This is a genomic window from Christensenella sp. MSJ-20 (genome assembly GCF_044357945.1).
GTDB lineage: Bacteria > Bacillota > Clostridia > Christensenellales > QAND01 > QAND01.
On record NZ_CP076563.1, the window covers coordinates 658,547 to 680,390 of the forward strand.

Sequence of the window (21,844 nt, forward strand, 5' to 3'; positions counted from 1 at the left end):
CGTTGCTTTTGGGACAAAACGCTATCGTCTCTTCCGCCAACACTAGAGCTTCTCCTCTTTCCAAGGGTTGGAATCCAGAAAGGCAAAAATTGAAAGAAGGAATTTCCAATATCTGTGTGATTTAATTCCATTTCATGGTAAAGTTGAGTACAAATGAAACAAAAAGTGTAGTTGCTATTTCATAAAAGAATCAAATTAAAGGAGGAATGGAGTATGACCTATCAACACCTGCGTACCGAAAGCGACGTCCGCGCGGTAGCCATGGAGAACCCGGAGGAGCAGCCCGTCCGGCTTACGCCACAGGCGGTGTACGATATCGCCTGTGGATTCGCTCGCTTTGTCTCGGAGAAGCTGCAAAAACCGCTGGAGCAGCTGCGCATCGCCGTGGCGCAGGACTGCCGGCTGTCCGGCCCTCTTTTGATGCCTCGTCTCCAACAGGGACTGGCGGATATGGGCGTCCAGGTGTTTGACTGCGGACTCTCCACCACCCCCAGTATGTTCATGAGCACCGTCACCCCGGGATTCCTCTACGACGCCGCCGTCATGATGACGGCCAGCCACCTGCCACCCGATCGCAATGGTCTGAAGTTCTTCACCGCCCAGGGCGGCACCAGCAACGAGGATATGATCCATATCCTCGCCCTGGCGGAGGATGGCTGCACCAAAAAAGCAACGCCGCCCAAGGCCGCCATCCAGGTGGACTTTCTTTCAAAATATGCCCAACAGCTGGTGGATCTGGTTCGTAGAGGTGCCAATGCCCAGGACTATGACCATCCCTTGGCCCCCTTCCGCATCCTGGTGGATGCGGGCAACGGCGTAGGCGGTTTCTTCGTGGAACAGGTGCTAAAACCCCTGGGCGCCGATCCAATCGGCAGCCAGTTTCTAGAGCCGGACGGCCGCTTCCCCAATCACATGCCCAACCCGGAGGACGACGACGCCCTTTCGTCAGTCAGCCAGGCCGTAACGCGAAATAGCGCCGATCTCGGCATCATCTTTGATACCGACTGCGACCGGGCTGCTGTCATCAACCGGGACGGAACCCCCTTTGCGCGGAACGCCCTTGTAGCTCTTATGAGCGCCATCGTATTGGAGGAACATCCCGGCACCACCATCGTCACCTGCTCCAGCACCTCCAACCACATCCGTTCCTTTATCGAAGCCCGCGGTGGCAAGCAACGCCGGTTTAAACGGGGCTACCGCTTTGTTATAGACGAGGCCCTTCGCCTAAACGCCGCGGGAACCGACAGTCAAATGGCCATCGAAGTCAGCGGCCATTGCGCCCTAAAGGAAAACCACTTTCTGGACGACGGCGCCTATCTGGTGGCAAAGGTTCTCATCAAAATGGCAAGGCTACACCAGGAGGGCAAGCGGCTGGACAGCCTCATTGCCGATTTGAAGGAACCTCTGGAAGCCCTCTCCTTCCCCTTCCACTTTACAGTGGAAAACCCCAGGGAATATGGCGATATGCTCCTGCGGGACCTTTTCCAGTTCGCCAAAGAGCAGGGAATTGCACTCAACGAAGAACACGTAGACGGATTTCGTGGCGAGTTTCCCCCCGGCGACGGAGATGGCTGGGCCTCCAGCCGGCCCAGCATGTATAATCCCCTGATGGGATTCCAGGTGGAGAGTGAAGAGCCAGGCGGTGCGAAACACATCGCAAAAAAATTCATCCCCTTCTTTACCCGTTATCCGGAGCTAAATCAGGAGGATCTAGCCCCCCTGCTGGCCCTTGCCCAAGAATGATTCCCGAATGAAAAAAACGCCGTCTCCTCAGGGATGGCGTTTTTTGTAGCACGCCATTTTATTTCATCTCAAGGGATGCAGTTTTTGCAACGGCCCGGCCTTGACGGCTATGGAATATTATGGAACAATGGATCCTAAAGTGTACTAAATTATACTAAATTTAAGAAGGGGCGCCCATGAACTACAAACAGGTACAAACCAGGTTGAATATCCTCGATTTTCTCATCGTCGGAGGTCTCACCGGCGGCTCCTATCTGGGCATGGTGCTGCGCGCCGCCGGCCTCTCCAGCATGGCTCTGGGCACGGTATTGAGCATCAATTCCCTGATGGCGCTCCTAACGCCGCCGCTGTTTGGAATGATCGCCGATAAAATCGGTTCACCCCGCAAAACCATGTGCATCACTCTTGCTCTCACCTGCCTGGTCTGGCTGGGGATTCCCCTCACCCTTAACGTCAAAATCGCCACCTTTCCTGTGGTAGTGGTATTTGTCATCTGCGGCGCTTGGGTGCGGTCTCCCGTCAATTCTCTGACGGACAGCTATCTGATGCAAGTCCAAACCGCCGATTCCCGGATTGTCTACTCCCGGGCCCGCAAATACGGCTCATTGGGCTACGCCATTATCGCTCTGTTGTCTACCCCTCTTATGGCGGCTCTGGGGGTTGGCGTCATGTTCTACGTCCCTCTGTTGATCCTGGGGCCGGTTATTGTCATCACCCGCCAGGTTGGCGATGTCAAGCCCAAGGACGCGCCAGATTCAGGCCAGGGAGCCAAGCACAAGCTGCAGATCGGCCGGGCTTTCAAAAGCTATTACCTGGTCTGCCATATCATCTGCCTCATGGTGGTTTGGATGCCCTTCATGCTCCACGGCACCCTGGTGCCCTTTCTGCTGGAGGCCATCCACGCCGATTCCTCTTTACAGGGAATCGCCTTCGGCATCCGGGCTTTCATGGAATTTCCCTCCTTCATGTTGGTGCCCTTTCTTCTGCGGAAATACAATCCGCAAAAGCTGCTTCCCCTCTGTTTTTCCTACTATGCCGTCGAATGCCTGGTTCTGGCCATGACCCAACAGGTCTGGGCCCTATATGCCATCATGGTATGCAGCGGCACGGTCTTTGCTATGATCATCGGGGTCAATATCAACTACGTTCACAGTCTGGCCCCCAGAGGGCTGGAATCCACCGTCGTAACGGTAAACGCCGCTGCACAGTCCCTGGCCGGGGTATTGGGAAACCTCTTGGCCGGCGCTTTGGTGGATAGCGTGGGCATCCGCATGACCTATCTCATCATCGCGGCAATGGTGGTGCTGGCATCCCTTATGATGTACTTCCTGGCTGGGCATGGGCGCAAGAAGGGAATTCCCCTGAATGCCGAAACAGCGATTCAATGCCCTTAGACCAGCCTTGTGGACAGAAGCAAAACGCAAAAACGCGGTCCCCTTGGATCGCGTTTTTGCTATTCGCCCGTTGCCCCTTTTGTTTGCACCATATAAAAAACAACCCTGGAATCCTTTCTTCCAAGGCCGTTTCGTTAATGAAGCATTACGATAATACTCCTCCCATTTTATGCAAAAAATATCGCAACCCACAAAAGCGGATTGCGATATTGAGCGCGGCAACTTACCGCTGGTACCCCCTCAGGGATTCGAACCCTGGACACCCTGATTAAGAGTCAGGTGCTCTAGCCAGCTGAGCTAAGGAGGCATGTTTGGAGCGGGTGATGGGAATCGAACCCACGTAGCCAGCTTGGAAGGCTGGAGCTCTACCATTGAGCTACACCCGCAAGTGGAGCGGTAGACGAGATTCGAACTCGCGACATCCACCTTGGCAAGGTGGCACTCTACCACTGAGCTACTACCGCAGATGGTGCGGGCGAAGAGACTTGAACTCCCACGCCTATTGGCACTAGATCCTAAGTCTAGCGCGTCTGCCATTCCGCCACGCCCGCAGGGCTTGGCCTGCAAAAGCAACGTCTCACTCTTGCATGCCTTGTGATTATAGATAGTATCTCCAAAATTGTCAAGCCCTTGTGAGAAAAAACCGCTCCTAAAACTTCCACAAAAGGAGGAAGCATCCGCCCTTGAATATATTGGCTCCATAAGAGCACCGCAAACCGCCGGGGAGGCTCTGCTCCTCTCCGGCCAGCAGCATGCTACTGAAGCAGCCCCAGTTTCTCCTTCCATAGGAGGACTCGCAGCACCGACGCATCCAATGCCTCCTCGCTGATCGTTCCATCCTTAACCGCCTGAACCACGGCGGGTATCTGCTCCTTATAGTCGGTTCCACAGATCATATCATTCCCCGCTTGAATGGCCAATACCGCCGCATCCCCTATGCCATATTCCGTGCGGATGGCGTCCATATAGAGATCGTCGGTCATGATCACTCCCTGAAACTCCAGCTCCTCCCGAAGAATCTCATGCACCTTAGGGGATAGGGATGCCGGAAGATCTGGGTCCATGGCCTCCACCACGTTATGGCTCACCAGGACGCTGTCGGCTCCGGCCGCAAAGCCAGCGGAAAAGGGCAGAAAATCGCTGGAGCGGAAGGTCTCCATGGGGCGCTGGTCATGGGCTACCCCGGTGTGAGTATCCCGGTTATTGCCATAACCGGGGAAATGCTTTAGCACCGATCCCATGCCCTCGGCATCCATCACCTCCACCACCGTTCTTACATATTCCGCGGTCTGGGCGGCGTCCTTTCCAAAGGTTCGGGCATAAATATAGTCCCCGCTATCGGTGGAAACATCGCAAACCGGCGCCATGTTAACATTGATTCCAAGTTTTTTTAAAAACTGTGCCTTTTCCTGGGTATCGCTGCTTACCAATTCCAACCCCCCTGCTCGGAACAGCGCCTGAGGGGAGCGGAAGGGGGCGGAACGAAACTGGGGCAGTTGGCTGATGCGGTTCACCAATCCCCCTTCTTCATCCACAGCAATCAGCATGGGAATCCTGCTGGCCTCCTGGTAGGATGCAATCTCCTCCTTTAAGCCGGCTGGCGTCTGGTTTTCCGTATTGGGCTTAAACAACACATATCCGCCCAGATGGTAGTCTGCAGCGTCCTGAGCGGCTCCCTGGGTCGGGCACCGCACCAAGAACAGTTGGCCCACCTTTTCCTCCACACTCATGCCAGCCAGAAGGTCGTCCACCACCCGATAGCGCTTGGCTTCCTCTCCCGGCTCCACCAGGGTGATCACCAGGGCTTCATAGGGATTCCGGTGCTGAACCTCCACCCGGTCTCCCTCCATCAGGCGATATCCGTTCAGCTTCAACTGCGCGTTCTGCCGTTCAAAGGTATGGGTTGCATCCTCTGTGGTTTGAATGGTGATAATCTCCTCCGTTACCTCCACCACCTTGCCCACAGTGGCCTCCACGGGCTTAGGAGTGGGAGCGGGCTCAGCCGCATTGCCGCAGGCGGCGCACAGCATACAGATACAGCAGATGATTCCAATTACCGCTTGTTTTTTCATAGGTTCACCCGATCCTTTTTTGCCATTTGTTTTATTATATCAGATCATCGGTGCCATAAAAAAGTCAATGTTCGGATGCATTCCTCCTGGACAATGCAATTGACGGAGCAAGACATCTATACTATAATATCCAAGGAATCGGCCGAAACCGGCATTCACGGGGTATAGCGCAGTTTGGTAGCGCGCTTCGTTCGGGACGAAGAGGCCGGAGGTTCAAATCCTCTTACCCCGACCAGCGGCAAGTTGCCGCGTCTAATATCGCAATCCACTTTTGTGGGTTGCGATATTTTTATCCCCGCCCCATCTTTCCCTCCTTTCCGCATTTCAGCCAGCGGTAGGTTGCAGCGTCCAATATCGCAATCCGCCTTTGTGGGTTCTGGTATTTCTATCTTCCTTCATCCATACCATTCACATTCGGTTGCATCGCAAGATTCTCATAAAAAGCTTGGCTGATTCATAAGCACAAGATACTTTTACATCGTTGTCTCGCTTATTCCCTCCGTTTTCTCCCAAACCGCCCTATATGATCCCGCAAAAAGCTGGCAAATCCTGCTATGTTTTTGTCCATGCCCTTGACAAATCCTGCAAAGACTGATAAAGTATTTTTCGTATTCAAAGAGGTATCAATTGTACTCACAGGTATTGTAAGTCATTGGCTCCATTCTTGATTTACACCTGTGGGTTTTTTGTCTCTTATGAGTGCAGATTCTTTTAGGAGGTACCAGTTATGAACAATGGTACGGTAAAATGGTTCAACGATAGCAAAGGCTATGGCTTCATCTCCAACGATGAGGGCGGCGAGGACGTTTTCGTTCATTTCTCCGCTATTCAGGGCGAAGGCTTCAAGACCCTTGCGGAAGGCCAGAAGGTAACCTATGATACCGAGGTCGATCCCAAGAACAGCAGCAAGACCCGCGCCATCAACGTCTGCCCTCTATAATTGGAAGTACCACGAACAGCCGCTGCTGTTCAGCCTTTCAACATACGGCAAAAGAAAGCGCCTGTCATCTGACAGGCGCTTTTCGTTTCTTCAAACCACATCGGAGCCAAAAGGCATCAGTGCCAGCTTGGCGATTTTAAAGTGTTGCTTTCCAAACGGGATTCCCACGATCGTCATACAGAAAAGCACTCCGGTCACCGCGGAGCAGATGGCAAGTGGAATCCCGCTGAAGATCAGCCATAGGACATTGAGCAAAGTAGCCCCTACTCCCCCGGCATAGATGATTTTTTTCCCGAAGGGGAAGAATGTCAATTTGGCAAACTTAAAGCACTGCATTCCCAGGGGAATACCCACCACGGTGATGCTCCAGAGCACCCCTGCCAAAATCCAACCAAGGCCGATCTCCAGCCCGCCAAATACAAACCAGATAAGATTACCAAATATTCGCATGATATGCTCCCTCTTCCCCTTCGTTAACCTGATGATACCCGATCTTCCTATGCTTCTCATAAAGAAAAGCATAATAAATCCTTAACTCGTTCGCCTCAGCAGCGCCATACTTTTCATGCGCTTCTGACGCCTTGTACATATCAGACTGAAAAAAAGTCGCATCCTCCAATAGAAGATGCGACTTTGGGTGCTGCAACTTGCCGCTGGCAGAGTCTTACGATTTGGCTCTTTACTGTCGGGAACAAAAATATCGCAACCCACCAAAGTGAATTGCGATATTGAGCGCGGACACTGTCCGCTGGAGCCACTGTGGGGATTTGAACCCCAGACCTGCTGATTACGAATCAGCTGCTCTACCACTGAGCCACAGTGGCCTGAATGCGGATGCATTATAGCATATTTGGAAAGAGGCTGTCACTACCCAAATTATCGATACCGGCGAAAATACATATATAGATCGCATCGAATGCTGCCATTATACAGCTTGCGACGCTTGTTTGCCCGCGCCCCAAAGGATCTTTCAAATCCCCGATCCTCACTGATAGCAAATACACCCCAGCGAGGGTTCGCCTCCTTGAGCCGGCCCAAAGCGCCGATGGCCTCCCGATCCACCTCCATACGAACGCCGTAGGGGGGATTGGTGACGATGACGCCGCCCTCGCTGGGCAGAGACAGGCTCTTAACGTCCCCCTGAACGGCGTTGATAAACCCGTTGACCCCCGCCCGCTTTCCGTGGCGCTGGGTCATGGACACCATCTTAGGATCGATATCGCTGGCGTGGATATGGGCAAATCCCCTTTCCCTCCGAAGATCCCGAGCCTCCTCGCGGCAGCGCTCTCCTGTCTCCCGCCAGTGGCTCCAGCTATCAAAGGCAAATTCCCGCATCAGTCCAGGTGCGGTGTTGCTGGCGATCATAGCCGCCTCAATAGCGATGGTACCAGAGCCACAGAAGGGATCCAACAGAATTTCCCTGCCGTCATAGTGGGAAAGATAGACCAACGCAGCGGCCAAGGTCTCCCGGATGGGAGCCTTTGCGGACAGGTCCCGGTATCCCCGGCGGTTGAGCCCGCCTCCCGATAGATTCAAGCCGATGGTAGCTACATCCCGGAGCATGCCAATCTCAATGTTATACCGGGGCCCGGTCTCGGGACAGCGGGCATATCCATAATGGGCCATCATGGACTCGGCCACAGCCTTTTTGCCGATGGACTGCATGTCCCGTACGCTGACCAGTTTGCTGAGCGCTCCCTTTCCGGTGATGTACAACTCCGCGTTGAAGGGCAAAAGCTCCCCAAACCCAATGGCGCGGATGCCCTCAAAGAGCTGATCAAAGGTCTCGGCGGGAAAGGACCCTAACTCCAGAAAAACCCGGTCGGCGCACCGGAGCCAAAGGTTAGCCCGAACAGCGTCCTCCTGTTCTCCCTGGAAAAACACCCGGGCGTCCTCCACCCGCTCCACTTGAATGCCAAGCTCCCGGAGCTCATCCCGTACCAGAGCTTCCATTCCAAACCCGCAGGTGGCATAATACCTCATCAGTTTTCCTCCCCTTGGCCGGATTTGCCCGGCTCGGTATGGCGGTTTACATATACATCGTTGATCCACAGCTCAAACCGACAGCCCAAATAACGGGCAGCGGCTTCCGTCAGCGTCATCCGGCTCATATAGATGTCCAAAAACTCCTTGATGGAGGAGCCATTCTCCATCACGCAGGAAAAGCGGATCACCTTGGCCTCCCGATCCACCGTAACATTGGTCTTCTGGATGGAATAGTTCACCCGGTCGTGGATATCATTGGGATCATACTTGTTGCGCCGAACCCGGACCCGGTGGGCGTCGATCTTATCGGCAATGATCAGAGCGGAGCTGATGGCGCTGACAGGCTTCCCATATTGCTCCTCGTGGTTTCCCACCGCAAGACAGATCTCGCTGGCCTCGTCCGGATCCATGCCGGCCTGCAGCAACATAGGAAACAGCAAACACGCCCCGGTGAGTCCATGATATTCCCGGTTGACCATGTTTCCCACGTCATGAACCCACCCGGCAATGGCGCCCAGCTCCACCGTGCGGCTCGGATACCCCAAGCTGGAAAGGATCTCCGCGGTGATGCGACTTACATAGCCCACATGCTTGGGCCCATGATCGGTATAGCCTATGGCCTCCAAATACCGGTTGGCGGTTTCTATCATGGCTGATATGGCGGGATCCCGCCGAATATCCAGCAATACAATCTGCGACATACTATTCTCCCATCGTTCTCATCAATTCATAATCCTGATCTCCGTAGAACTCTCGTTCCACATCCAGGATAGCGCCTAGGCTTTCAGCGGCATCCCGCATGGCAAGATAATCCCCATAGCGCAAATTGGGCGCCTGCATAGCGGTTTTGAGAGGTTCCACCGCCCGGGCATCCCCCAGCCGCATCAGACACTGGGCGTAGAAGGCGTCCGGACAATCCAAAAATAGGTTCAACAGGGCTTCAAAGGTTCCCTCCACCGGGAGATAGCTCAGGATATCCCCCAGCCGCCGCCGGTTCTCCGGATCCATAATTCCGGGCAGGCGATCTTGGATCAACCGGGCAGTCTCCAAATCCCCCAGAGCGATGACGGCCTCGGCTGCGGCGTCGCTGAGGCCGGCGTCGGCGTCCTCATCCAGCAGGATCTCCCGGTAGCGGGTAAGCGGCGCCCTGCTCTCCAGATCCATGAGCAACCCGATGACCGCCACCCCCTCGCCAGGGCTGAGCCCGGTATCCGCAAGCGCCTCGTAAAGGGCTTCCTCCCCTTGAGAAGACGACAAAATGGCGTCCATCAGATAATCGGTCGGGGGGATTCCCTCCCTTGCGCAATCCAACAGCTCCTCTACCAGCATATAGGCGTTCTTTTCGGAAAAGTACTCCTCCATGGTTCGGCCGTCCAATTCGGGGAGCGGCGTATGAAGGAACCCATGGTACAGCTCCTCCGCCCGCTCCTCGATCTCCTCCTCGGTGGCGTCCTCCGACACCTTGCCGTGCCGGGCGAAATACTGCCGGAACAGCCCGTCAAAATCCACAGCCATATCAGTGATGCTCCTTCCCATAACCCAGGGCGCCAAGGCCCCGGTTCAGGCCGTCATACCGAACCCCGAAGATCCGGCAGGCCTCCTTCTTCAATAGGGGTCTTCCCCGCCGGAGAGCAGCAAGATAAGCAAGGGCTGCGCAGAGGTCCTCCTTCTTCATCCCGGTGATCTCCTCCATTCCATGATCCCGGATGTATTCGCAAAACACAGCCACCATCTCGTCCACCAGGGCATCCTGGCCCTCCTCGCCCATACGGCTAACGGCCAAGGCAATCACCTCTCGGTAAAAGGCTTCCCCATCCTTTGGAAAATCATAGACCGATATCTTAGCCCGGACCACCGAGCCCTCCAGCATGGCCAGATAGGGCTCCGGCTCCCCCGCGTGGTAAAGGGCCATCAAAAGCTCATTCTTTGTCTCGTCGTCGTAGAATTCCGATAACAACATCCATCGCAGTGTCAGAATGCACTCTTGGGTAGCCACCATGGAAAGGATCTCAATACAAGCGCTCCGCACCCGCTTATCGGAAAGCTCCACACCCCACAGAGCATAGGAGCGAAACTCCGCGTCCTCCAAAAAGGCGCTTCGGGTAGCCCGGGGACCCTGGCGCAGCACGCCGTTGATCACCGATACCCGCCGGGCTGCTTCCGTAAGGGGCACCTGGTACTGATAGGCCAGCCACAGCACCTGAGGTTCCTCCTTCATGGCCTCCTGGGCAAGATTCCGATAGTATAGGGAGATGCTGTTTTCCCATTCCCACTTGGACAGCTCCCCAAAATGCCGGAACGCCCGGCCGTATTGTCCACTGTTATAGGCGGCAATGCCGGCAAAATACAGCATCCGCTCATCCCATTCAAACTGGTTCATAGCGGAACGAAATACCTCATACGCTGCGGCATCCCGGTGATTTTCTCCCAGGGCCAAACCCAGCCGCAGGGCATCCTGTTCATTCTGGGGAACCAGCTTTTCGATCTCCTCCAGCTGCTCCATCGACCGCTCTACATCCCGAAGGGTCTGGTAATATAGGAGCAGATTGCAGTTTGCAAAGATATTCTGAGGCTCCACAGCGCGGACTTGCTCCACATCCCGAAGCGCTCCCTCCACATCCCCCAGGGCATACTGGCAGATGGACAGATTATTCCGTGCATACACCAGAGAATCGTCCTGCTCCAGGCATCGAGAGAACCGTTCCGCCGCCCGGGAATAGTCCCCCTGATCCATGGCCTCCCGCCCTTCTTCCGCCAGCTTTTCGGCGGGGGTCAGTTGTTCCATATCCTCCAGGTATTCATAGATGGAGAGGATCATATCCTCCGCGTCCTCTGCGTATTCTCCCTCGGGCTCTGCATCCAAATACCCCCGCAAAAAGCGAAGGGCCTTGTCATACTGTCCCATATTCATCTGGTTGTATCCCAGATAATAGGCGCATTCCGCCGCCTCATCTCCTCCCTCCTCCAGAAGTCCATAGAGAATTCTGCAGCTCCGATCATACATCTGCAGCCGGGACAGCACATCGGCCAGCAAAAGCTGGTATTCCCTGTTTCCAGGCTCCCGATTCAGGGCACGCCGAAGGTTGGCCATGGCCCCTGGCAGGTCGTCCCGGTCCAGATTGCGGATGGCCAGCTTGCCGTAGAATTCCCCCGGCTGATGATAGGTTAAAATCTTGCTTTTCTCTCTGGGTAGTGCCATAGGCTCCTCATTCTACCGATTTCGCGGAGGCCTCTCCCAACAGGCGAAGCAGCTCCTCTTCGGTAAAGCAGTACTTGGTACCGCAGAAGTGACAGGTGATTTCGCAGCCATGGTCCTCCTCCACCATCTGAACCAGTTCAGCCTCCCCGATGCTGATCAGCGCCCGCTCCATGCGCTCCCGGCTGCAATTGCAAACATACCCGCAGTCCTGGCGCTGGGTAATGCGGTAAGCAAGACCGCTAAAAGCCATTGCAATGGAATCCGGCAGGGAGGAATCCTTCAGCATATTGGTAAAATCGCTGTATAAAGGCGCCCCCAGCTCCAGCTTCCGGATGGTCTCCTCCGGACATCCAGGCAGGGGAAAGATCCCGATGCCCCCCGCCGATAGAATGCTACCATCGGTATTCACCAGCACACCAAGGTATAGCAAGCAGGGCTGCTGCTGGCTGGTGGCATAGTAGTAGGCCATATCCTCAGCGATCTCCCCGCTTACCAGGGGGGACTGTCCCACATAGGGTTCTCCAAACCCCAGATCCCTTACCACAGCGATGCGCCCATTCTTGCCCACGGCGCCTCCTACGTCCAGCTTGCCGTCGGCCCGGGGTGGCAGCATCACCTCTGGATGATCCACACACCCCCTAACCTCCCCCTTGGGGTTGGCCACAGCGATGATGCGGCCCAGCGGGCCGTCCCCCTGGATGGTCACCGAAACGTCCCCTCGATCGTCCTTGATATCGGAAGCCATAATAAGGGCGCCCATGAGGGTGCGCCCCATGGCGGCGGCCGCTACCGGGCTCAGGCCGTGCAGGTTTACCGCCCGCTGAACGATCCGCGTCCCGTCAATGCAGACCCCGTAGGCCGCGCCGTCCTCCAGCATGGTTTTGATCAAATTTGCCATCGATCCTATCTCCTCGCTATCATCATGATACGCTCATCCTGGGGCTTTATATCCTCCACCGTCAAAAAGGAGAAGGCCTCCACCTGGGAAAACCCCGCGTCATACAAAGCATCCGCCAGATCCGTGGGATCATGGACAAACAGAAAATGCTCTTCATAGCCCCGTCTATAATACTCCCCTTGTTTGAAAAAGAGAGTCAGCTCCATGCTGCATCCCCCCTTCTCCCGGTGGGTTACCAGGATATAGGCGGAGTCGTCGTTCTCATCGGCAAAGGTATTGTCCCCCAATGCCGTTAGGAGCCGGTATTGGGTGCTGAAATCAAAAAGCAGGAGCCCCTGAGGCAAAAGGGCATCGTAAGCACAGCGAAAAAAATCGTCTCGGGCGTGGTGCGTCAAGTAGTTGATTCCATCGCACATAGCGGTGATGCAGTCCACCCCATTGATCAGGGAAAAGTCCGTCATATCCATGCGGTAAAAAGGAACTCGCTGCCCCCGATCCCTGGCCTTTTCCTGGGCTCTTTGTAGCATATCCTGGCTCAAATCGCCGCCCATCACATCATATCCCAATGCGGCGAGCCCCAGGGAAACGGAGCCGGTACCGCAGCAAAGATCCAGCAGACGCCGGGCCCCGGGGCGCCGGGTTTGAATCAAGCCGTGGAGATAGGCGCACCAGTCCCCATATGGAACATCGGCCATAAAACCATCGTAAACCGTGGCAAAGTCTCCGTACACCGTCTCATCTCCTCCGGTTTGCCCACATTTTCAATGCCCTTTCCGGGCGCCAAGCATAGTATGATATATAATTGTATCATGTTTGTCAACGCGGACGGCAGAAAGAGGTATAAGAAACCCAGGATGCCGTTGACAACCCCCCTAGCGCAATGCTAAAATCATCATAATTACATACGGAGCAGGACAGAGGTGCGGTTTGCATCAGTAGCAGCGGCCAGGGCGCGGAGCCCGCTAACGCGCTGTGAAAGGGTAAACTGCCGAAGGGAGCGGGTCTGCCGCGGACGGTTCCCTGGCTGGTTGGATGAACAATCTCCCGGCTGTCACCCTCGGGTGGAGCGCTGACTGCCCTCATACCGCGTTTTGCGGTTTGTTGGGCGGCGCGCTGAGCGCCGTTTTTTCATTATCTAGAGGAGGAAGCAACGATGAAGAAGTATCAGGTGGCCGTAGTAGGCGCGACCGGCATGGTAGGCCAGCGGTTTGTCACCCTTTTGGAGAACCATCCCTGGTTCCAGCTTTCGGCAGTGGCGGCAAGCGGCCGTAGCGCTGGCAAAACATATGAAGAAGCAGTGGGCGCCCGTTGGGCCATGGCCACCCCCATGCCTCAGTCCGCCAAATCCCTGGTGGTGCTGGACGCCAGCCATGTGGAGGAGGTCGCCAGCCGGTGCGATTTTATCTTCTGTGCCGTGGATATGCAGAAGAGCGAAATTCTGGCTCTGGAGGAAGCCTATGCCAAGGCCGAAACCCCGGTAATCTCCAACAACTCCGCCAACCGCATGGTAGCCGACGTTCCTATGATCATTCCGGAGATCAACCCCGAACACGCCCAGGTGATCCCCGCCCAGCGGAAACGGCTGGGCACCCGGACGGGGTTCATCACAGCCAAATCCAACTGCTCCATCCAGAGCTACGTTCCCGCCCTATCCTGCCTTATGGACTTCGGCGTAAAGGACATCCTGGCCTGCACCTATCAGGCCATTTCGGGCGCGGGCAAAAACTTTGCCACCTGGCCCGAGATGGTGGATAACCTCATCCCCTATATCGGCGGCGAGGAAGAGAAGAGCGAGCAGGAGCCCCTTAAGATCTGGGGCAAGGTGGAGGATGGCAAGATCATCCACGCCGCTTCTCCCCGGATCAGCGCTCAGTGCTACCGGGTGCCGGTTTCCGATGGCCACACCGCGGCGGTGTATGTCAATTTTGACCGCAAACCCGCCCGGGAGGAGATCATTGCCCGATGGCAGGAATGGACCCCCCTGCCCCAGCAATTAAAGCTGCCCAGCGCCCCGCAGCAGTTCCTCACCTATTTCAATGAGGATGACCGGCCCCAGGCTAAGCTGGACCGGGAGCTGTATGGCGGCATGGGCATTACCATGGGACGTCTCCGGGAGGACAATATCTTCGACTACAAATTCGCCTGCTTGTCCCACAACACCCTTCGCGGCGCGGCGGGCGGCGGCGTGCTCTGTGCCGAGCTGCTCTGCGCCCAGGAGTACATTCCCCATAAATAAAAGGAGGTAGCGCCATGACCCTGTTTACCGGCTCCTGTACCGCTATGATCACACCCTTTACGGAAGACGGCATCGACTTCGAGGCCTATGGCCGGCTCATCGACTTCCAGATAGAAAATGGCACCGACGCCCTGTTGATCGCCGGCACCACCGGAGAACCCCCCACCATGACGGCCCAGGAAAAAAGCGATCTCATCCGCTTCGCCCTAGATCGGATCAATAAGCGGGTGCCCGCCATCGTCTCCACCGGCGGCAACAATACCGCCGCCGTCATCGAGGCCAGCTTGGCCGCACAAGCGGCGGGTGCGGACTGCCTTCTGGTGGTAACTCCCTATTACAACAAAGCCACCCAAAAGGGCCTCATCGCCCATTACAACGCCGTGGCCGACGCGGTGGATACTCCCATTATGGTCTATAATGTGCCGGGCCGTACCGGAGTCAACCTGCTTCCCGGTACCTTTGCGGAGATCGCCCGCCACAAGAATATCGTTGCCATGAAGGAGGCCTGTGGCAACGTAGCTCAGGCCCAGGAGACCCTGCGGCTCAGCCGGGGCCAGGCGGATCTGTACTGTGGCGAGGACGCCATCACCGTACCCTTGATGGCCATGGGCGCCAAGGGCGTGGTATCGGTGGTCAGCAACATCCTGCCCCGGGATACCCACGAGATGTGCGCCGCCGCCCTGCGGGGGGATTTCACCACCGCCGCCGAGATGCAGCATCGGCTAAACCCCGTCATCGACGCTCTGTTCTGCGAGGTAAGCCCCATCCCCGTCAAGACCGCCGCCGGTCTCATGGGCTTGTGTAGCGATCGGGTTCGGCTGCCCCTCTGTCCCATGGAGGAACCCACCAAAAACCGGCTGATCCGCGCCATGCGGGACTACGGCATCCAGTTCTGACATCACACAAAAGGGCCTACGGGCCCTTTTTTACAAAGGATCTAACGAGGTGTTACTATGATCGATGTTTTGTTGACCGGCGCCCTCGGCGTCATGGGTGGCATGGTGCGAGACGCCATCTCCCAAACCCAGGATCTGCGCATCATAGCAGGGGTGGACATCACCCCCAACGACAGTCTTCCCTTTCCCGTCTATCCCTCCTTGGACGCGGTTCGGGAGGCCCCCCAGGTGGTGCTGGATTTCTCCCATTTTTCCGCCCTCAGCTCCATTCTGGACTACTGCCTAGAGCGTCAGCTTCCGGTGGTGATCTGCGCCACCGGGCATACCATGGAGCAGCGGCGGGAAATCCAGCGGGCGGCGGAGCGCATTCCCGTATTCTTTTCCGCCAATATGAGCCTGGGTGTAAACCTCATCAAACATCTAAGCCAGGAAGCCGCCAGCCTTCTGGAGCCAGCCTACGACATCGAGATTTTGGAAAAGCATCACAACCGCAAAATAGACGCGCCCAGCGGCACGGCCAACATGCTGGCCGAAGCCATCAATGAAGCCGTAGCTCAGCCCAAGAGCTTTGTTTATGAGCGCCATAGCAAGCGGGAGCCCCGGAAAAAAACCGATTTGGGCATTCATTCCATCCGGGGAGGGACCACGGTTGGAGAGCATTCCGTCCTCTTCTACGGAGAGGACGAGGTGGTGGAACTAACCCACATCGCCAATTCCCGGCGGATCTTCGCCACCGGAGCGGTAAGCGCCCTGCGGTACATCGCGGAAAAGGGCCCCGGCCTCTACTCCATGGACAACCTCTTTGCCGAGGACCAGGCGGTGACGGATATTCGGAGCCTTTCCCACCAGACCCTTTTCAATCTAGCGGGAAAATTGAGCCCCGACGCCTTCCTGGAGATCTTTGCCGCCGTTGCCCAGGAAGGAATTCCGGTGGACGTTATCACATACAGCTTTAGCGGCGTGATCTCCCACCTAACCCTTTCGGTGGACAACGCCCACAGCGCCGTGGTGACCGCCGCCATCTCCCCCATTCTAGACCGTCATGGCCTCTCCATGGATCTGATGGCAGACCTCAGTAAGATCACCATCCGGGGGCCCGGCATGGAGTTCGAGGCTGGCGTGGGCGCCAGACTCTTCCGTCCCCTGATTCAGGCGGGCATTCCTCCCCTGTCGGTGGCCACCAGCGAAGAAAAAATCGTTCTCCTGGTGCCTGGCAAGATGGAGGAGCAGGCCCTTTCCCTTTTGGCCCAAGAATACGCCCGGTAAAGGCGCGTACCGACATCAGTTCCTATATTGATAGTGCACATACAAAGGCTCCCAGGGGGGAGCCTTTTTATGTGCTGCGGAATCCTCATTTTCGAGCATAGGCAGCAGGTCAGTTCGCATCTTGCGATTCTCAGGTTCTTTTTCATACGCGCCCCCATAGATTCATATTTCTCTTCCCGGTTCTCCTTTTCCGTCCTGCACAGCCTTTAGCAGAACCCCCGGCAATTCGCCTTCCTCTGGAACTACTCCATGGCCATTTTCACAATATAGCAAAAAAGGAGCACATAAGCGCTCCTTTTGCAGTTCTTGTTACTGTTCCCCGCCGAACTTAGGCCGAGCGGTGTAATGGGTGTGCAACAGCTCGTGGGCCTTGTGGCTGCCGGGCTCCCCGAAGAACTCCTTGTAAACCCGCTGGATGGAGGGGTTCTGGTGGCTCTTCCGGATGACCTTGGCCTCGTCCTCGTCGTAGATAGCCTTGGCGCGGAGGGTCCGCACATCCTTCAACATCTTTACATTGGCAGGTACGATGGGCTGGCCGCCGCCGTTTACGCAGCCGCCGGGGCAGGCCATAACCTCGATGAAGTGATAGCCAGAGTCGCCCTTCCTTACCTTCTCCATGAGCTTCCGGGCGTTGGCGGTACCATGTGCAACAGCAACCTTAATATCCATACCAGCCACATTGACAGTGGCTTCCTTCACACCCTCAATGCCCCGCACATCATTGTACTCAATGGTCTGGAGATCCTGGCCGGACAGGATGTCCGCCACGGTACGGAGAGCAGCCTCCATGACGCCGCCGGTAGCGCCGAAGATTACAGCAGCGCCGGTGGAATCGCCATAGATCTGGTCGAAGTCCTCATCGGGCAGCAGGTTGAACTCAATGCCAGCCTGCTTGATCATCTTGCCAAGCTCACGGGTGGTCAGAACAGCGTCGATATCCTGATAGCCGCAGCTATTCATCTCAGGCCGCTGAATCTCGTATTTCTTGGCGGTGCAGGGCATGACGGATACCGAATAAATATCCTTAGGATCGATGCCCGCCTCCTGAGCATAAACGGACTTCACAACGGCGCCCATCATCTGCTGGGGAGACTTACAGGAGGAAAGGTTGTCAAGAAGATCATGGTACTCATGCTCACAGAACTTGATCCAGCCGGGCGAGCAGGAAGTGATCACTGGCAGCTTACCGCCGTTCTTAATCCGGTCGATAACCTCAGTGCCCTCCTCCATAATGGTCAGGTCCGCGGCAAAATCGGTATCAAAGACCTTATCAGCGCCCAACCGCCGGATGGCAGCGGCCATCTTCCCGGTCACCCGGGTGCCGATGGGCAAACCAAACTCCTCGCCCAGGGCCACCCGGACGGAGGGAGCGGTATGGAACACCACGTGCTTGGTGGGATCGTTGATGGCGTCCCACACCTGAGCGGTGGAATCCTTCTCGTAAAGGGCGCCCACGGGGCAGGCCTGGATGCACTGTCCGCAGTTGACGCACTTGGACTCAGCCAAGGGCCGGTCAAAGGGCACGCCGATATCGCTCTTATAGCCGCGGTTCCGGATGCCAATAGCACCGATCTGCTGTACCTCGTTACAGGCCGCTACGCAGCGCTTGCACAGAATGCATTTATTGGGATCCCGCACAATGGAGGGAGACGCCAAATCCAAAGGCAGGTTCTTCTTGGGCATTTCATACTTGATATTGTCGATACCCAGCTCCTCGGCCAAAGCCTGAAGCTCGCACTTGCCGTTGCGGGGGCAGGTGAGGCAGGCCCGGTCATGATCAGCCAGAATGAGCTCTACCACAAACTTCCGGGCCTTGCGGACCTTATCTGTGTTGGTATAGATCTCCATCCCCTCGTTGATGGGCATCACGCAGGCGGCGGCAAGAGCTCTTGCGCCCTTGATCTCCACCAGACAAACCCGGCAGGCGCCAATGGCGTTCACATCCTTCAGGTAACAAAGGGTAGGAATTTTAATCCCGTTTGCACGGGCGGCCTCCAATACGGTAGACCCCTCTGCCGCCTGCATCGGAACACCATTGATTTTGATGTTAACCATGCTTCATTTCCTCCAACTCTATCGCTTACTTTTACGCCATAATCCCCTCTTTATGTCGCAGAGCCATGGCGGAATGTCAACCTACAAAAAAGGACAAAACAAGACCTTTATGTGAAAAAATAGCCAAATAGAATTATAGTATTTTATATGTGCTTTGTCAAACTGAAACCAGCCCAAATAGTGAAAACTCCGCCGTTTCGTCCCTTCATTTTGAAGGGACGAAACCGGTTTTTCCCATGGGCGGAGATATTTAGCAGGTTTGCTTTACGCCTTGGGGGCGTCCATCTCGATCACTTCGGTTTTGTTCATGCTCTCCATATACGTAAGATACGCTTCCTTGGTGAGCTTGGGAGTAAAGCCGTCCTTTAACTCATGAGCCAGCTTGGCGCCGTCCTTCAAAAGATGATAGGCGGTCAGCGCGAAGATCTTAGCGGTAACAATATAGGCCAGCTCCTCATCTGCGATGTCATAATTCACCTGATGCCCGCCGCCGCATGCGCCGCCGGTGCGGAACTCCATGGTAGGCATGATATGGGTCAGGTCACCTACATCGGTGGAGCCAGTGGAGTGGTCCTTCTCCCCCGCCCAGGTCATCTCATAGGGATAGGCCTCCTTGATGGTCTCGGCGGCCTGGTTAAGCGCGTCGATATTCTCCAAGGGGATGGTGGGCAAATACCCCGGCATGGTGACGATCTCGCATCCCGCGCCCACGGCAAGGGCGCCCGCCCGGAAGGCCCGATCGGTCTTCTTATCGGCGTCCATAACCATCTCCATGGTGTTGGCCCGGACCAAGGTCTCCACCACCACGTCATCGGGGATCACATTGACCAAATCCCCGCCCCGGGTGATGATGGGATGAATGCGGACGGTATCCTTATCCTGGAAGGTTTCCCGCTGGAACTGGACGGCAGTGATGCCCAGGGTCGCGGCATTCAGCGCGTTCACGCCCTTGTGGGGAGAACCTGCCGCATGGGTAGCCACGCCCTTATAATTGATGGTTTTGGCGGTAAAGCCATTGTTGGTGGCCGACCCAATGATGACCTTATCCTCGGTAACGGTGTGATGCACCACGTTGATGTCCACATCGTCAAAAGCACCGATGCGGATCAGCTCGCACTTGCCGCCCAGGTAGCGGATAATGCCCTGATCCATCAGACTCTTCTTAAAGTCCACCTCGCCGCACTCCTCGCTGGGTACAGCGTAGAACACCACCCGGCCAGCTAAGGCCTCGGCGATCTCCGGATCCGTCAAGGCAAGCGCCGCGCCCATAACGCCTGCCATCTGGGCATGGTGGCCACAGCAGTGAGCGGCGCCGGTCTCGGCCCAGGCATGGGCATGGTTGGGAATGGCAAGGGCGTCCAATTCCCCAATGAGGGCTACGGTAGGGCCCTCCTGTCCGCCGGACAGATACCCCTTTACGCCGGTCACAGCCAGCTTCTCCTGGATCTCGGTGATGCCCGTATCCCGGAGAGCCTCCACAAACTTGCCGGCGGTACGATACTCCTTGTAGCCCAGCTCGGCGTGATCATAGATATCCCGGGCAAAGGCGATGATTTTCTCCCGGTTCTGGTCAATGCGTTCCAGTATTTTTTGTTCCATCCGATCCATGCGCTTCATCCTCTTTTCTCATAGTTTATCGGCATAGGCCATCAGCGCCTCCAAAAAAGCGCTAAAAACAAACCCCATTTATAGATAGTAAATTCCTATAAATTATAGCACCCTTTCCCACCATTTTGTAGGCTCTTTCGCATTTAAAAGAATTCCGAATTCTATTTGCGTTCCCGCCGGTCCACACGACGGGGTACGTCAGCCTTCCTCTTGTGCCGGCTTGCCAATGACGATAAAATAAAGAAAAGGAGGGAATTCCATGTCTAAAAAGATTCTTGTGGTAACGGGTAGCGCCCGTCGGAATGGCAATAGTGACCAGCTGGCCCAGGCCTTCGCACGAGGGGCGCAGAAAGCTGGACATCATGTGACGCTCTTTTCCGCCGCACAAAAGCGCATCGGAGGTTGTCTCGGCTGCGATCTATGCTGGAGCCAAGGCCGTCCCTGCATCCAGAATGACGATATGACAGAAGCCTATCCGCTCTTTCAAGAGGCAGATGTTCTGGCCCTGGCAAGTCCGGTGTACTTCTCCTGCCTCACCGCCCAGCTAAAAGCCTTTTTGGACCGGACCTATTGCTTTGGCTCCCTCTCCGAAGAGCATAAATCCCATATCCGGGAAAGCGTTCTTCTCCTGACGGCCGGGGACGCCCCCGAAAGCGCCGTCTTTGACGCTCCCCTCAAAATCTACCGGGATACCATCCGGTTCTGGAAGGTCCAAGATCGGGGCATTATCAAGGCCGGCGGCCTGGGAGAAAAGGGAGCCATTCAAGGAACCCATTGGCTCCAGGAGGCGGAAGCCCTTGGCCGCTCCATCTGAGATGGAGATGTGGAGCCCTTGGCACGGCTGCCATAGGATCAGCCCGGGCTGCGCCAACTGCTATGTCTACGCCCGGGATGCCGCTTACGGCAAGGATAGCTCGGTGGTGGAAAAAACCAAGTCCTTTGACCTCCCCCTCCGCCGGGATCGGCAGGGCAACTATAAGCTGCGTTGCAATAGTCCGGTATTCACCTGCGGCACCTCGGATTTCTTTCTTCCAGAGGCGGATCCCTGGCGGCTGGAGGCCTGGAGCATGATCAAAGCTCGGCCGGATCTCACTTTCGCCATCATTACCAAGCGTCCTCAACGGTTCTACGTCAATTTGCCCCTGGATTGGGGCCAGGGCTATCCCAACGTACGCCTCTATTGCACCGTAGAAAACCAGGCCGAGGCGGATCGCCGCCTGCCGGTATTTTTAAGCCTTCCCCTCCGCTACCGGGCCATCAACTGCGAACCCCTTTTAGAGAACCTGAACCTAACCGCCTACCTTAACCCCCAGCTTCTGAAAAAGGTATCGGTGGGCGGGGAATCCGGCCCTCATGGACGGGATCTGTCCTATCAATGGGTGGTGGCCATCCGGCAGCAATGCCTTGCCTATGGTATTCCCTTCGCCTTCAAGCAAACCGGCACCCATTTCATCAAAAACGGACGGCGTTATACCATCCCGCGGCAGCTTCAACACCAGCAGGCAATCCGGGCGGGACTGGACTATCCAAAACCATAAAAGCGGCCCGAAG

18 protein-coding genes, 6 tRNA genes and 1 riboswitch are annotated in these 21,844 nt (G+C 56.0%); of the genes, 9 read left to right on the forward strand and 15 right to left on the reverse strand.

The genetic code is table 11. The features are described from left to right. Positions 1 to 213: 213 nt before the first annotated feature. On the forward strand, positions 214 to 1,743 hold the full coding sequence (locus KP626_RS03370) for a phosphomannomutase/phosphoglucomutase (RefSeq protein WP_395978330.1): 1,530 nt from the start codon (positions 214 to 216) through the stop codon (positions 1,741 to 1,743). Between the two features lie 176 nt (positions 1,744 to 1,919). After that, positions 1,920 to 3,137, forward strand: coding sequence for an MFS transporter (locus tag KP626_RS03375; protein WP_395978332.1), 1,218 nt, complete (start codon positions 1,920 to 1,922; stop codon positions 3,135 to 3,137). A gap of 230 nt (positions 3,138 to 3,367) precedes the next feature. Here the strand turns inward: KP626_RS03375 and KP626_RS03380 are convergent. From KP626_RS03380 to KP626_RS03400, 5 genes are all read right to left on the reverse strand, one after another. Then, a tRNA-Lys gene (locus tag KP626_RS03380) sits at positions 3,368 to 3,444 on the reverse strand. 5 nt (positions 3,445 to 3,449) lie between these two features. After that, positions 3,450 to 3,523: transfer RNA gene (locus tag KP626_RS03385), tRNA-Gly, on the reverse strand. A gap of 3 nt (positions 3,524 to 3,526) precedes the next feature. Continuing rightward, positions 3,527 to 3,601: transfer RNA gene (locus KP626_RS03390), tRNA-Gly, on the reverse strand. Between the two features lie 3 nt (positions 3,602 to 3,604). Beyond that, a tRNA-Leu gene (locus KP626_RS03395) sits at positions 3,605 to 3,688 on the reverse strand. Between the two features lie 204 nt (positions 3,689 to 3,892). Continuing rightward, positions 3,893 to 5,209 (reverse strand): glycoside hydrolase family 3 protein, encoded by a 1,317-nt coding sequence (locus tag KP626_RS03400; protein ID WP_395978334.1) that lies wholly within the window; start codon positions 5,207 to 5,209, stop codon positions 3,893 to 3,895. Between the two features lie 158 nt (positions 5,210 to 5,367). On the opposite strand from KP626_RS03400, the gene KP626_RS03405 reads away from it, so the two are divergent. Beyond that, positions 5,368 to 5,444, forward strand: a tRNA-Pro gene (locus KP626_RS03405). A 492-nt stretch (positions 5,445 to 5,936) separates the two neighbouring features. Then, complete coding sequence (locus tag KP626_RS03410; protein WP_395978336.1) at positions 5,937 to 6,149, forward strand: cold-shock protein; 213 nt, start codon at positions 5,937 to 5,939, stop codon at positions 6,147 to 6,149. A 90-nt stretch (positions 6,150 to 6,239) separates the two neighbouring features. Here KP626_RS03410 and KP626_RS03415 read toward each other — a convergent pair whose 3' ends face one another. The 8 genes from KP626_RS03415 to KP626_RS03450 all read right to left on the reverse strand — a co-directional run bounded on the left by KP626_RS03415 (position 6,240) and on the right by KP626_RS03450 (position 12,963). Next, on the reverse strand, positions 6,240 to 6,599 hold the full coding sequence (locus KP626_RS03415) for a YccF domain-containing protein (RefSeq protein WP_395978338.1): 360 nt from the start codon (positions 6,597 to 6,599) through the stop codon (positions 6,240 to 6,242). 299 nt (positions 6,600 to 6,898) lie between these two features. Further along, a tRNA-Thr gene (locus KP626_RS03420) sits at positions 6,899 to 6,973 on the reverse strand. Between the two features lie 52 nt (positions 6,974 to 7,025). Further along, the gene (locus KP626_RS03425; protein WP_395978340.1) at positions 7,026 to 8,132 is read right to left on the reverse strand and encodes a class I SAM-dependent RNA methyltransferase; all 1,107 of its coding nucleotides are present in this window, start codon (positions 8,130 to 8,132) and stop codon (positions 7,026 to 7,028) included. Next, positions 8,132 to 8,836: a phosphohydrolase gene (locus tag KP626_RS03430; RefSeq protein ID WP_395978342.1), complete on the reverse strand. Its 705-nt coding sequence runs from the start codon at positions 8,834 to 8,836 to the stop codon at positions 8,132 to 8,134. Before KP626_RS03430 ends, KP626_RS03425 begins: the two co-directional genes overlap by 1 nt. A gap of 1 nt (position 8,837) precedes the next feature. Further along, a complete protein-coding gene (locus KP626_RS03435; RefSeq protein WP_395978344.1) occupies positions 8,838 to 9,650 on the reverse strand; it encodes a hypothetical protein in 813 nt (270 codons plus the stop codon). Position 9,651: 1 nt separating this feature from the next. Continuing rightward, the gene (locus tag KP626_RS03440) at positions 9,652 to 11,334 is read right to left on the reverse strand and encodes a tetratricopeptide repeat protein (protein ID WP_395978346.1); all 1,683 of its coding nucleotides are present in this window, start codon (positions 11,332 to 11,334) and stop codon (positions 9,652 to 9,654) included. Positions 11,335 to 11,341: 7 nt separating this feature from the next. Then, on the reverse strand, positions 11,342 to 12,232 hold the full coding sequence (gene hslO, locus KP626_RS03445; RefSeq protein WP_395978348.1) for an Hsp33 family molecular chaperone HslO: 891 nt from the start codon (positions 12,230 to 12,232) through the stop codon (positions 11,342 to 11,344). 5 nt (positions 12,233 to 12,237) lie between these two features. Further along, positions 12,238 to 12,963, reverse strand: a complete 726-nt coding sequence (locus KP626_RS03450; protein WP_395978350.1) for a class I SAM-dependent DNA methyltransferase — start codon at positions 12,961 to 12,963, stop codon at positions 12,238 to 12,240. A gap of 176 nt (positions 12,964 to 13,139) precedes the next feature. Continuing rightward, positions 13,140 to 13,312: riboswitch (Lysine riboswitch) on the forward strand. A 73-nt stretch (positions 13,313 to 13,385) separates the two neighbouring features. Here KP626_RS03450 and asd point away from each other — a divergent pair. Genes asd through dapB form a run of 3 tightly spaced genes read left to right on the forward strand, consistent with a single transcriptional unit; the run spans position 13,386 to position 16,630 of the window. Continuing rightward, positions 13,386 to 14,468 (forward strand): aspartate-semialdehyde dehydrogenase, encoded by a 1,083-nt coding sequence (gene asd, locus KP626_RS03455; protein WP_395978352.1) that lies wholly within the window; start codon positions 13,386 to 13,388, stop codon positions 14,466 to 14,468. 20 nt (positions 14,469 to 14,488) lie between these two features. Further along, positions 14,489 to 15,364, forward strand: coding sequence for a 4-hydroxy-tetrahydrodipicolinate synthase (gene dapA, locus KP626_RS03460; RefSeq protein ID WP_395978951.1), 876 nt, complete (start codon positions 14,489 to 14,491; stop codon positions 15,362 to 15,364). A 57-nt stretch (positions 15,365 to 15,421) separates the two neighbouring features. Further along, positions 15,422 to 16,630 carry a 4-hydroxy-tetrahydrodipicolinate reductase gene (dapB, locus tag KP626_RS03465; RefSeq protein WP_395978354.1) on the forward strand — a complete coding sequence of 403 codons (1,209 nt, stop codon included), beginning with the start codon at positions 15,422 to 15,424 and terminating at the stop codon, positions 16,628 to 16,630. 309 nt (positions 16,631 to 16,939) lie between these two features. On the opposite strand, the gene KP626_RS03470 is transcribed toward dapB, so the two are convergent. Both KP626_RS03470 and KP626_RS03475 read right to left on the reverse strand, forming a co-directional pair. Further along, a complete protein-coding gene (locus KP626_RS03470; RefSeq protein WP_395978356.1) occupies positions 16,940 to 18,685 on the reverse strand; it encodes an NADH-dependent [FeFe] hydrogenase, group A6 in 1,746 nt (581 codons plus the stop codon). A 264-nt stretch (positions 18,686 to 18,949) separates the two neighbouring features. Continuing rightward, complete coding sequence (locus KP626_RS03475) at positions 18,950 to 20,293, reverse strand: amidohydrolase (protein WP_395978358.1); 1,344 nt, start codon at positions 20,291 to 20,293, stop codon at positions 18,950 to 18,952. 259 nt (positions 20,294 to 20,552) lie between these two features. On the opposite strand from KP626_RS03475, the gene KP626_RS03480 reads away from it, so the two are divergent. Then, the gene (locus tag KP626_RS03480; protein WP_395978360.1) at positions 20,553 to 21,107 is read left to right on the forward strand and encodes a flavodoxin family protein; all 555 of its coding nucleotides are present in this window, start codon (positions 20,553 to 20,555) and stop codon (positions 21,105 to 21,107) included. 1 nt (position 21,108) lies between these two features. After that, entirely contained in the window at positions 21,109 to 21,831 is a 723-nt protein-coding gene (locus tag KP626_RS03485; protein WP_395978953.1) for a DUF5131 family protein, read from the forward strand. The last annotated feature ends 13 nt before the right edge of the window (positions 21,832 to 21,844 follow it).